Consider the following 12,882-nt stretch of genomic DNA (forward strand, 5'->3'; position numbering starts at 1 on the left):
TACGTGCGATGCATGTCATTTCATCTCGATACGGGTTCTATTTTACATATGCGTTATATTCGTCCTGAGTAGCCGGAACTTTAATGGTTCCATCTACAATCTGTTTTTTAATCTCTTCTACTTTATCCCTGATATCCTCGGGAACTGACGTCTTCATGGCCTCCTCAGTGGAGTACATTAAATCCACGCCGCCATCCTTTAAGCCGTATTCGCTCTGCTCGCCCTTCAGCGTTCCGTTTACCATTTTTTCCACCATGGAATAAGCGACATTGTCCACACGCTTTACCTGGGAAGCCACGATCTTGTCAGGCATCTGGTTAAACTGTCCGTTGGCTGCGCCAAAGCTCCACTTGTCGGCGCCGGCTTCCTTAGATGCCTGGAACACGCCTAAGTTGCATGCGCCTGCGGACGGCGCCACATAGTCGCAGCCATCGCTGAACATCATGGTAGCGATCTCTTTTCCCTTACCCACGTCGCTGAAGCTTCCGGTATAGGAGGAAGTAACCTTTACCTCCGGGTTGGAATACCATGCCCCGGCCATATATCCATACTGGAAACGGTCCTGAATCACGCCGCTGACACCGCCGATAAAGCCGATCTGGTTTGTCTTTGTCAAATATCCGCCAAGAGCGCCGAGTAAAAATGCCGCCTCATGCTCACGGTAACTGGACGAAACCACATTTGATACGCCCTCCACCTGAACATCCAGAAGTCCGAAAAATGTATCCGGATACTCTGCGGCTACTTCCGTCACCGCGTCCTTGATCGTGGAACTCGGTGTAATGATCAGATCACAGCCCTGCTGTGCCAGGCTTCTCAAGCTGTTTGCAAAGTCTGCTACTTCCTTAACCTCCAGTGTCGTCAGCTCGATCCCAAAATCTGTCTTCGCCTTCTCCAGTCCTTCCAGCGCAACGTCGTTGAAGCTTTGGGAACCGAAGCCGGCGCCGTCCGCCATCAGTGCGACCTTGTATGTCTTCTCCCCTGTTCCTTCCGTCTTTCCACTGCTTCCCGCGTCATTCGCTGCTCCGCCTCCGCATGCTGTCAAAGAAAATGCCATAACTCCCGCCAGTACCGCTGCTAATACTTTTTTCATTTTATCTTCTCCTTTTACTCTAGGTTCATCCGCCTTAAAGGCAGCGAAATCTCTTTCAGAATGTTCAATAAGATTTAAGCGCCTCAAAGAAAACCTTCATCACTCCGTCTCTGTCAACAGAATCAATATAGTCGATGTTCTTCTCTTCCTCGCTCTTACTCAAGATATCCTCATAGTCAATCATGGTAAAGCCTTCCGTAAGCGGTCCCTTCGTCTCCACGTCTCCGTAGTATCTCGTGGAGTGAAACAGTTCCGGATTCGTCACATACGCCGCCGTGCACAGGTCATGGATGCATAACCCTTTAAAACGCTTATGGCCGTTTACATTCTTTTTCTCCTGGCTCCAGTAGAAGCTGCACATGGTATAGACCATTTCTGCCACTGGATTTTCGATGGTTCCGACGATTTCCAGCTCCTCCTCTGTCAGATAAGCTTCCCTGGTGGTATCCAGCGGACACATAAAGAACGGAACGCCGCCCTTCATAACGATCCTTGCCGCCTCAGGGTCCACCCACACGTTGAATGTCGCAACCGGAGTCGGATTTCCGCTGAAAACAGATCCTCCCATAAATACGATCTTCTCGATCTTTTCCTTACAGTCCGGGTGCTCCAGATAAAGCTTTGCAATATTGGTAAGCGGCGCCAGCGCCAGTATCGTGATCTTCTCTTTTGATTCCATCAGCTTCTCATATAAAAATTCCACCCCTCCGGTCTCCACAGGGCCGTAATCCACGGGATTGTCAAATGTAAATTCTCCCAATCCGCTGTCCCCGTGAATCTCACTGGCATCACGGTACGAACGCTCAAGGGGCGCTGCTTCTCCGGCCGCCACCGGAATCTCGCCTCTGCCCATATAGGCCAGACCATTGATGGTATTATACGTTGTGTACGGCAGAGACACATTTCCCGCCACGGTGGTGACTCCCCGGATATCCAGCTGCTTCGACGAAAGTGTCAGTACAAAGGATATCATATCATCAATTCCTGTATCGCAGTCTATGATTACCGGTATTTTATCCATTGATTTCTTCCCCCTGTTCTTCAAAGCTTTTCAGTGCTTCGAAATAGATCTTCAAGACACCTTCCCTGTCAACGGAACGGATAAAGGTGACATTCCTCTCTTCCTCCGGCACCTGTCTGATATTTTCATAATCCAGAACTGTAAATCCCAGAGTCAGTTCTCCCTCCGTCTCCACATCTCCCTGATATTTCACGGTCGTGAAAAGCTGGGGATCCGTTACATACGCTGCTGCACAGAGATCGTGGATACACAGGCCCTTAAACCGCTTATCTGCGTTGTTGTTCTTATTCACAGCATCATTGTAAAAACGGCACATCTCATAGTTCATCTGAGCAACCGGATTGCTGATTTTCCCGATGGATTCGATATCCTCTGCTGTCAGATATAACTCCCTGGTTGTATCCAGAGGACACATGTGGAAAGGAACGCCGCTCTTCATCACATATCTTGCTGCTTCCGGATCCGCCAGCACATTGAAGGTGGATACCGGAGTCGGATTGCCGGTTCTCAAAGAACCTCCCATAAACACAATCTTATCTATCTTTTCTCCTGCCTCCGGATGATCCATCAGCAGCCTTGCCACATTGGTAAGCGGTGCGATCGCAAGAATCACAACCTTTTCTTCTGATGCGGCCAGCAGGCTTCTCATCAGTTCCACTGCGTCCACATCTTCCGGCTGTTTTGCCGTCATTTCAGCGAACCGGTACGTTCCCAGACCGTTTTCGCCATGTATGTATCCGGCATCCCGAAGCGGTCTCGAAAGCGGCTTTTCTGCACCTCTTGCCACCGGAATGTCGGTTCTTCCCATGATAGTGACTCCGTTTAATGTATTCTGTGTGGTGATATCCACTACCTGATTTCCTGCTGCCGTGGTGATTCCCAGAATGTTAAGCTTATCCGAAGTGAGTGTCACAGCAAAGGAGATCATATCGTCGATTCCTGTATCGCAGTCAATGATTACCGGGATCTTATTCATTTGTCTTCCTCCATCAGTTTTAATGCGGTCTCAATAAGATTTTCTGCCGTCAGTCCATAGCTCTCCATCAATTCCCCCAGATCACCGGACTGTCCGAATTTATCCTGAATACCGACGCGTTTCAAACGGCATCCGCCGCATTCTGAAAGAACTTCCGCCACCGCTGATCCCAATCCTCCGATTACCGAGTGTTCCTCAGCCGTCACCATACATCCGCATGATTTACCGTAGCGGATCAGTGTCTCCTTATCCAGAGGCTTGATGGTATGTACATTTAAAACCGCAGCGTGTATTCCCTTTTCTTCCAGAGCCTCTGCCGCATGCAGCGCTTGTGCCACCATAACCCCCGTGGCTGTAAAGCACACATCTCCGCCTTCGCGGAGCACGTCGATCTTACCGATCTCCGTATGGCTTCCCTCTTTGGTCACCGTCTCCACCGGGTGCCTCGACATCCGGATATAAGCCGGTTGATCCATATCTTTCATCTGTAACACCATGTCAAGAGCCTGCCTGTAATCACAGGGGCTTAAAACCGTCATGCCCGGAAGCACCCGCATCAGGGCAATATCCTCGATTGTCTCATGGCTTCCACCATCAGAATTCGGAGAAAGTCCCGCATGTGTAGCCACGATCTTCACCGGCGCCTTTGCATAGCAGATTGCATTGCGGATCGGTTCATAGGCACGTCCCGCTGCAAACAGGGCAAAGGTCGATGCAAATGGCTTCAGCCCGCTTATCGCCATCCCTGCTGCCGTTCCCATCAGATTCTGCTCCGCGATCCCCATATCGAAGAACCGATCGGGATACTTCGCGGCAAATTTGCCGGAGGATGTCGCTTTCGCCAGATCCGCATCCAGAACCACAACGCTTTCGTCCTCTCCCATCTTAAGCAGGGCGTCTCCGTAAGCCTCTCTCATTGCTGGTTCAGTCATCTTATCTCCCTCCTTTCAGTTCTTCCATAGCAGCCTTATAATCTTCTTCATTTACCTTCTGTCCATGCCATCCGGCCTGATTTTCCATAAAGGAAACACCTTTTCCCTTAACCGTCTTAGCCAGTATGCAGATCGGAACGCCTGCTTCTCTCACCGCAATGGCCGCATCCAGCGCTTCAAAATCATGGCCATCCACTTCCACCACTTTAAAACCGTAATCCAGGAGTTTCCCCTTCAAATTGCCAAGCCCCATTACTTTTTCCACCGGACCGTCGATCTGCAGTCCGTTTAAATCCACAATTACCGTCATGTTATCCAGTTTATGGTGAACCGCGGCAGTCATAGCTTCCCACACAATTCCTTCCTGCAGCTCACCGTCTCCCAGAACCGCATAAATATGGTAGTCCTTCTTTCTTACTTTTCCGGCCAATGCGATCCCACAGGCGGTCGATATCCCAAGTCCCAGAGAACCGGTGCACACATCGACACCCGGCGTTTTATTCATATCCGGATGGCCCTGAAGCATGCCACCCAGTCTTCTTAAACGTTTAAATGCATCTTTTGAAAAAAAACCGTGTTTCGCGAGCACGGCATACAACGCGGGGGCTGCATGTCCCTTGCTGAGTACCACCCGGTCCCGGTCTTCCATGTCCGGCTGCTTTTCATCCACCCGGATCCTGTTGTAAAGACACACCAGAATATCCGTCACTGACAGGGAACCGCCGGGATGACCGCTTCCCGCCTGGTAAAGCATCTCAATGATGTCTCTGCGGACTGCCAGAGCCTCTTCTTCCATTGCTTCATAAGATTTCAAATCACGACCTCCTCAAAAATATGCTGCATTATCTGTTTTCATCTAACTGCTGCTATCCTATGGACACATTATAGTTTGTTTATACGTTTAAATCAATAGGTAATATTTTTTTTGTAAATCATGACAGATATATTCCCTTTTTTAAAGCGTATACAGGGGTATTATTTATGCACTTTGTATATTTTTATTTTAATATGCTTCTAATCAGCTACGTCAGACAATATTTTCTTTTAAACCTGTAAAACCCATTTTCTGCTTCGCTAATGCGGGCACGCCTTTCTGTCCAAAAAGCTCTTTGTGTAGTCTGACCACCTCTCTGATGCACAAAAACCCCCGGCAGCAACTGCCGGGGGCCAATCTGACACATCTTATTCTTAAACTTGAGGACCTGCGGAAACTAAAGCTTTTCCTGCTTCATTACCCTCATATTTTGCAAAGTTCTTAATGAAACGCTGGGACAGATCTTTTGCCTTTGTCTCCCACTCGGAAACTTCAGCATATGTATCGCGAGGATCAAGGATCTTAGGATCTACGCCCGGAAGCTCTGTCGGAATCTCAAAGTTGAAGTACGGAAGCTGCTTTGTCGGTGCGTTTGCAATAGAACCATCCAGGATCGCGTCGATGATGCCGCGGGTATCCTTGATAGAGATACGCTTGCCGGTACCGTTCCATCCGGTGTTGACAAGGTAAGCCTTTGCGCCGCTCTTCTCCATCTTCTTAACAAGCTCCTCTGCATACTTTGTCGGGTGCAGCTCTAAGAAAGCCTGGCCGAAGCAAGCGGAGAAGGTAGGTGTAGGCTCTGTAATTCCACGCTCTGTACCAGCAAGCTTTGCTGTAAATCCAGACAGGAAGTAATACTGAGTCTGCTCTGGTGTCAGGATGGATACTGGAGGAAGTACGCCGAACGCATCTGCTGACAGGAAGATTACATCTTTTGCTGCAGGAGCTGCGGAAACCGGGCGAACGATCTTCTCGATATGGTCGATCGGGTAGGATACACGTGTATTCTCTGTCACGCTCTTATCGTCGAAATCAATCTTGCCTTCAGAATCAAGGGTAACGTTCTCTAACAGAGCGTTGCGCTTAATTGCATTGTAGATATCCGGCTCGGATTCTTTATCCAGGTTGATAACCTTAGCGTAGCAGCCGCCTTCGAAGTTGAATACGCCGTTGTCATCCCAGCCGTGCTCGTCATCACCGATCAGGAGACGCTTCGGGTCTGTGGAAAGTGTGGTCTTGCCTGTTCCGGAAAGTCCGAAGAAGATAGCGGTATTCTCGCCGTTTAAATCTGTGTTGGCAGAACAGTGCATGGAAGCAATGCCCTTTAACGGCAGATAGTAGTTCATCATGGAGAACATACCCTTCTTCATCTCTCCGCCGTACCATGTATTTACGATTACCTGCTCGCGGCTGGTGATGTTGAACATGGAAGTTGTCTCAGAGTTCAGACCTAACTCTTTGTAATTCTCTACTTTTGCTTTGGAAGCATTGTATACAACGAAATCCGGAGTAAAGTTCTCAAGTTCTTCTGCTGTAGGCTGGATGAACATGTTCTTTACGAAATGAGCCTGCCATGCAACCTCAACGATGAAACGGATTGCCATACGGGTATCTTTATTCGCTCCGCAGAATGCGTCTACAACGAAAAGTCTCTTGCCGGAAAGTTCTTCCTGCGCAATTTTCTTTACTGTATCCCAGGCTTCCTGGCTGGCCGGGTGATTATCATTCTTATATTCATCAGAAGTCCACCATACAGTGTCCTTTGAATTCTCATCCATGACAATGTACTTATCTTTAGGTGAACGTCCTGTATAAATACCCGTCATAACATTAACTGCACCAAGTTCACTTACCTGGCCTTTTTCATAGCCTTCCAGTTCTGGTTTCGTCTCTTCTTCAAATAATGTTTCAAATGAAGGGTTGTAGACGATTTCTGTTGTTCCGTTGATACCATACTGACTTAAATCGATTTCTGCCATTTTATTCAACCTCTCTTTTCTGTATTAGTGTATAGTAACCAAATAGTTTATTTGATATTACCTATACCTTGTAAGTTACACGCCATAGGCTAATACTTACTTTATTACAAATAATCGAAATAGTCAATAATCCATTTCATTTCTTTTGTTATTTTTTTTACAATCTTCCAGATTCAGCCGCACAAATAAGACGAATCTGATAGTGATTTTCATTTCCACCGTTTCCGGTAGGCCAGAGGCGTCACCCCCTCTATCTCCTTAAACACCTTGATAAAGTACTTATCGCTCTGGTAGCCCACCTTCAAATAGATCTCTGATACCAGCATATCGGTCTCCAGAAGAAGCTTTTTCGCCTCCTTCATCCGCTGCTTCGTCACAAAATCCGTCACGGTCGTATTCATCTCCCGCTTAAACAGCGTGGACAGATACGCCTTGCTCACATGGAGCGCCCCTGAAATGTCATTTAAAGAGGCCGCGCCGTCCAAGTGGCTGCTTATGTATTCCACGGCCTGGGATATCAGCTGGTTCTCGCTGGAGGGCGGAGTTTCCACCAGTTCCGGGAACTCCTTCACGATCTTCTGCGCCATCTTCATCTGGCTGCGCTTCTTCAGCTCTCCGATGGCCACCTCCGTCTCCTTTAAGATCTCCTCAATCGAAAATGGCTTCACGATGTAATTCTGAATCTGATAATGGATCAAATCCCTGGCAATGGCAAAGTCCGTCATGGCCGTCAGAATGATCACAGGCATCTCGTACCCCTGTTCACGAATCCGGCGGACCAGCTCGGTGCCGTCTACCTCCGGCATGCGGATATCCGTAATGATGATATCCGGAACCCGTTCCTCCAAAAGCTCCAGCGCCTCCCGTCCATTTTCAGCGGTCAGAATATCAGTAACCTGGGGCTTGTGGCAGAGGATGGCATTCTTCATGCCATACAGAATATTCCGCTCATCCTCCACCAGCATTAGTGTATAGGTCCGTTCCATGGTTTCCCCCGTTCAGCTCTTCACCGCGCCCGACACCATACCAGCCTGAATCTTTCCTGACATCAGGATATAGACTATGATAATCGGTATCGCAGAAATAGTCAACGCCGCGCTGACCGCAGCGTAGTTCGTATTGTACGTTCCCTTTAACGCCAGAAGGCCTACCGGCAGTGTCTTCTTAAGCGGGTCAGAGATGATGATATTGGCAAATATGAACTCGTTCCACACACTGATTGCCGTCAGTATCCCAATGGTGGAAATCACCGGCTTGGCCAGCGGCAGAAAGATGTAGAGAAACATCCGGATGACACCGCATCCATCCATTCTCGCCGCCTCCTCCAGTTCCATGGGAATCTGTTGGTAGTGGCCGTAAGTCAGGAAGATGGCCAGCGGCAGTCCCGACGCCACATAGGGAAAGAGCAGGGCCCATAAGCTGTCCAGCCATCCCAGTCCGTTCATCATGCTGTATAGAGGAACGAGAGTACAGTGAACCGGAATCATCATGCCTGCAAAAAACATTCCAACCAGAAGTCCGCCCCCTTTAAACGGAAAACGGGCGACCATGAAGGAGAACGCACAGCTTAGAATAATGACGATAAAAAGCGTTGCGATGGTGATCACAATGCTGTTTATCATGTAGTCCTGGATTCCTTCTTTCCAGGCCGTCACGTAATTGACAAACTGAGGATTCTTGGGTATGGACCACGGATCTGCAAAAAAGGATACATTGTCCTTTAAAGAGGACACGACCATCCAGATCAGCGGATACGTGGTGACTGCCGCCTGAATTGCCAGAATGAGATACAGAATCCATTTACCTGGTGATATACTGCGTTTTTTCATTCGGAAACCTCCTTCGGTGATATTTAATCGCTGGCCGATGACGGAGCCAGTATCTTGTTATAGAGAACAATAAAGAAGATTCCCAGAACCAGCAGAAGCACCGCCACCGTGTTCGCATAGCCGATCCTCATGGAATTGAACGCATTCTTTACCACATAGGAAGCCAGAACCTCGCTGGCATGGTTCGGTCCTCCGTTTGACATAATGTAGACTAAGTCAAAGTATTTTAAGGAGTTGACCGTGGCCAGTATCAGGGTCAGACGGATCACCGGCCACATCAGAGGCAGTTCAATGTAACGGAACAGCTTTAGAACACCGGCTCCATCCAGCCTGGCCGATTCCAGCACATCCTCGGAAATGTTATGCAGGGCCGTATAGTAGATCAAAATATAATTGCCGATAAACTGCCAGACCACCACCGCAATGATACAGCCCAGCGCCAGCTTCATGTCCCCCAGCCAGATCTGCTGCAGCTGTTTTAATCCCACCGCCTCCAGAAGACCGTTTAACAGTCCGAAGTTGGGATCGTAGATCTGCCCCCATAAGATACCGATCATGGAGGAGGACAGCACCACCGGAAGGAAGTACACGGTCCGGAAAAATCCCCGTCCCTTCAACTTCCGGTTAAAAAGAATGACGGAAAACGCCATGCCGATGGGCAGCTGAAGCAGAACGCACCAGAATGCCATCTTCAGGGAATTGGTAAGGGACTTCCAGACGACCGGATCCTTAAACAGTTCCCTGTAATTATCGAAGCGGATAAACACCTTGGCGGTCACCCCGTCCCAGCTGAAGAAGCTGTAATAGACCGCCATCAGGACCGGCACGATCACCGCCGCAAAAAACCACAGAACCGCAGGCAATATGAAGAGGCACCGCACCGCGGGATGAATTTTTTTCATACTCTTACCTATTCCTTTCGGGGCCGCGTATTCGGAGGTGTTCCGTGCGCGGCCCCAATGTTGTACCAATTAGTGAAATTTATTTGATCTTTGCAAGCTCCGCCTTAACGTCGGCGTCGTCTTCCGCAACGATAGCGGTTAAAGCGTTTAATAAGTTCTCCGCCTGTTCCGGAGGCAGGGCCTGATCCGTATACGGAATGAAGCCTTCCACACCGTCGGATACGTACTGGCTGAACTGGTATGCCAGCGGATCCATGTTCTCTTCCTTCGGGGATACCTTCACGGTCGAGAAGGTTCCTGTGCGCTCTACACTTAAGGTCTGCTCTTCCTCACTCATCATGTACTTTAAAAACTTCACAACCGCGTCTTTATTCTTCGTTGACCTGCTGATCGCCAGGGTATTGGCAACGCCGCCGTATAAGTAGCCGGCCTCGTCCTCTTTTCTGCCCTCCACCACAGGGAACGGGAAATAGGAGAAATCCTTTGCGCGCTCCGGGTCTTCCGTAAAGGTCGGAATCGACCAGGAACCGGTAATTAAGATTGCGCCCTTACCTGCCGCGAACAAGGCTTCCGCCGTCGTAGCATCTACGGACATGCATCCATTGATAAAACCTTTCTTCGCCAGAGCCTTGATTTCCTCGCCAGCCTGTACATATGCGTCTTCCGTGAAATTCTTATCTCCGGAACACACCTCATTGTACAGATCGACACCGCCGATTCTCTGTGCCAGGTAGGAATACCAGCCGAGAAGCGGCCAGCGGTCCTTGGCTCCCACGATGATCGGTGTCACGCCCTTATCGGACAGTGTATTGATCACGCCCTTTAAGTCCTCAAATGTCTTCGGCACTTCCACTCCGTTCTCCTCGAAGATAGCCTTGTTATACCAGACAGCCATACACGTGATGGAGGTCGGCGCGCCGTAGACCTTGCCGTCATAGGAAACCGCATCTAAGCTGCCCGGCACAAAGGTATCGCGAAATGCCGTGTCCTCCTCAAAGACGGAAGACAAATCTTCCACATTTCCGGAGTTTACAAGCGTCTTAAACTGCTCTCCCACCCAGTATCCGAAAATATCCGGCAGATTGTTGGCGCTTACCACAGTCTTAATCTTAGTCTTGTAGGCCTCGCCTTCCATTCCCTCATATTTTACCGTGATTCCCGGGTTTTCTGCTTCGAACCGCTCGATCATGGCCAGCTTGGCCTCACGATCCGACACGCTGCCAACCGTATCCCAGTATGTGATCTCCGCGGCTTCCTGGCTGGCCGCTGTTTCCCCGCCCGTCTCCGCCTTACTCTCCTCGCCTGCCGCCTTCTCCGTGGCCGCCGCTGCGGCCGTCTCCGTACCTGCTGCAGTCTCCTGCTTTCCTGATGCACAGCCAGTGAGTGATGTAACTCCCAGCGCGGCTGCACAGACGATTGCTGCTAATCTTTTTTTCATCTGTAAATCCCTCCTTTATAAGATACATTTAGTATATAATAGACAACAAAGAAAGAAACCACACTATTTTTTTGTAAAATTCCACTATTTTTTCTTCTTGATGCATATCTTTTGATTTTACCATATGAATTTGGTATGATGATGCTGTAACACAAACATACGATGGTCCATACGCAACCGGAGGTGCCATGAAACAGAAACTGAAATTATTGGGAAACACCACGTCGGGGCAGATATTCATCTCCTCCATGCTGGTGATGGCCATCGCCTTTCTCTGCATCGGCGGTTACTTATATAAAAATATGTCCGGCTATATCCTTCAGCAGTCATCCAAATATATAGAAATCACAGTCAAGCAGGCTCAGGAGCGTTTTAACTCCTCGCTGACCGAGATGGATTCATCTCTTCAGCGTCTCTGCAACGACCTGGCGGTCCAGACCATTTTAAACGACTATAATCAGAACGCGTCATTTTCCTCGGAGAGTTTTTCCACTCTCCGGTTAAAGACCATGAATACAATCAATTACGCGGACAACTTAGAATCCATCGAACTCTACAGTAAAAAGGCCCAGATCTATCCTTACACCAAGGAGCCGCTCTCTGACGCCATCCCGGAGACCGCCCTCGCCCTGGCCGACGAATACAACGGTAAGGCCGTATGGCTGCTGTCAGAATCGGAGTCCGGAGGCGGCCATACCATCATGGCGGTCAAGCGGATTCTCCTGGCGGACTACGCCTTTGAACACGGCGGATACGTCGTGGTTCATTTGAAACCGGATTTAATGGACTCTATCGCCCAGGATTTAAACGCGCTGGGCGACTGCACGCTGGAGCTGACCGACTGCGCCGGCGCCCGTGTTTCCTATGGAAAGACGCTAAAGGACATGAACCCGGAAGCCTTCGAACGGAATTACCAGCTGGCCGATTCCACTTCCTCGTACTCCGGCTGGACATTTTCCATCTATATTCCGAAGGAACTGACCTCCAATGATATCTCCTGGATGAGCGGCATCGTGATCTACGGCTTTCTCATCGGAACCGGCGTATTCCTGATCTGCAGTCTCTTCATTGCGCGTATGATCTCAAAGCCATTGTCGGACATGAGAAAATCCATGGTGATCGCCGACGGAAAGCTGCAGGCCAACGACCGGCATTACTCCAATTCTGACATCAACGAACTGAACATCCATTACAATGCTCTGGTGGAAAAGAACAACCGTCTGATCGAGCAGGTATTTGAAAAAGAGCTTTTGCGGACCAAAGCGGAAATCACCGCGCTGCAGTCCCAGGTCAACCCTCATTTCATCATCAATGCCCTGGAATCGGTCTACTGGAGCCTGATCCAGAAAAATGACATGGACAACGCCGGAATTCTCATGGCCATGGCCAAGCTGTTCCAGTACATTTTAAAGGGGAGCGACCGCATCACCATCGATCAGGAGCTGACATTTGTGGAACAGTACTTGCAGGTGGAGAAGTTCCGGTTCGGGGACCGTCTGACCTGGGAATACCAGGTGGAGCCGGAGGTGCGCTCCATACAGATTCCCAAGCTGCTTATTCACCCGTTAGTAGAAAATTCCATGAAATACGCGGTAGAAACCACCTCTTCACCGGTTCACATCGTCATTCGCATTGTGGAAAATGGCGACGGCTGTGTCATATCTGTCACCGACAACGGCCCCGGCATCGATCAGGAGACCATGGAGCGGATCCAGGAATCCTTTAAAAAGACGAATCCGGTAGGCTCGGTCTCGGGGAGCTACGGCCTGGCCAACCTCTATAAGCGGATCAAGCTCTATTTTGAAAAGTCGTCGGAGCTCACCATCGAGTCTGAACCGGGAAGCCGCCGTACCACCGTAACCATGCGTATTCATACAAACAATTTATCATAAAACAGG

Annotated in this window: 11 protein-coding genes; 1 reads left to right on the forward strand and 10 read right to left on the reverse strand. The window is 49.4% G+C overall.

Annotated elements, in window-relative coordinates:
- Positions 1–37 precede the first annotated feature (37 nt).
- The 10 genes from M1L66_RS24575 to M1L66_RS24620 form a co-directional block, all read right to left on the reverse strand.
- Positions 38–1,093, reverse strand: a complete 1,056-nt coding sequence (locus M1L66_RS24575; protein WP_187024050.1) for a BMP family lipoprotein — start codon at positions 1,091–1,093, stop codon at positions 38–40.
- Positions 1,094–1,157: 64 nt separating this feature from the next.
- A complete protein-coding gene (locus tag M1L66_RS24580; RefSeq protein WP_187024049.1) occupies positions 1,158–2,114 on the reverse strand; it encodes a nucleoside hydrolase in 957 nt (318 codons plus the stop codon).
- Positions 2,107–3,090, reverse strand: coding sequence for a nucleoside hydrolase (locus tag M1L66_RS24585; protein ID WP_187024048.1), 984 nt, complete (start codon positions 3,088–3,090; stop codon positions 2,107–2,109). Before M1L66_RS24585 ends, M1L66_RS24580 begins: the two co-directional genes overlap by 8 nt.
- Positions 3,087–4,022 carry a transketolase family protein gene (locus M1L66_RS24590; protein WP_434688679.1) on the reverse strand — a complete coding sequence of 312 codons (936 nt, stop codon included), beginning with the start codon at positions 4,020–4,022 and terminating at the stop codon, positions 3,087–3,089. Before M1L66_RS24590 ends, M1L66_RS24585 begins: the two co-directional genes overlap by 4 nt.
- A 1-nt stretch (position 4,023) precedes the next feature.
- A complete protein-coding gene (locus M1L66_RS24595) occupies positions 4,024–4,818 on the reverse strand; it encodes a transketolase (protein ID WP_434694317.1) in 795 nt (264 codons plus the stop codon).
- A gap of 392 nt (positions 4,819–5,210) precedes the next feature.
- A complete protein-coding gene (pckA, locus tag M1L66_RS24600; RefSeq protein WP_187024045.1) occupies positions 5,211–6,815 on the reverse strand; it encodes a phosphoenolpyruvate carboxykinase (ATP) in 1,605 nt (534 codons plus the stop codon).
- Positions 6,816–7,024: 209 nt separating this feature from the next.
- On the reverse strand, positions 7,025–7,801 hold the full coding sequence (locus tag M1L66_RS24605) for a response regulator transcription factor (RefSeq protein ID WP_187024044.1): 777 nt from the start codon (positions 7,799–7,801) through the stop codon (positions 7,025–7,027).
- A gap of 12 nt (positions 7,802–7,813) precedes the next feature.
- Complete coding sequence (locus tag M1L66_RS24610; RefSeq protein ID WP_055653908.1) at positions 7,814–8,644, reverse strand: carbohydrate ABC transporter permease; 831 nt, start codon at positions 8,642–8,644, stop codon at positions 7,814–7,816.
- Between the two features lie 23 nt (positions 8,645–8,667).
- Positions 8,668–9,546 carry a carbohydrate ABC transporter permease gene (locus tag M1L66_RS24615; protein WP_002602529.1) on the reverse strand — a complete coding sequence of 293 codons (879 nt, stop codon included), beginning with the start codon at positions 9,544–9,546 and terminating at the stop codon, positions 8,668–8,670.
- Between the two features lie 79 nt (positions 9,547–9,625).
- Entirely contained in the window at positions 9,626–10,984 is a 1,359-nt protein-coding gene (locus M1L66_RS24620; RefSeq protein ID WP_434688680.1) for an ABC transporter substrate-binding protein, read from the reverse strand.
- Between the two features lie 188 nt (positions 10,985–11,172).
- On the opposite strand from M1L66_RS24620, the gene M1L66_RS24625 reads away from it, so the two are divergent.
- Positions 11,173–12,876 carry a sensor histidine kinase gene (locus M1L66_RS24625; protein WP_187024042.1) on the forward strand — a complete coding sequence of 568 codons (1,704 nt, stop codon included), beginning with the start codon at positions 11,173–11,175 and terminating at the stop codon, positions 12,874–12,876.
- Positions 12,877–12,882: the final 6 nt, after the last annotated feature.

Source organism: Hungatella sp. SB206 (assembly GCF_051132295.1).
Classification (GTDB): Bacteria; Bacillota; Clostridia; order Lachnospirales; family Lachnospiraceae; genus Hungatella; species Hungatella effluvii.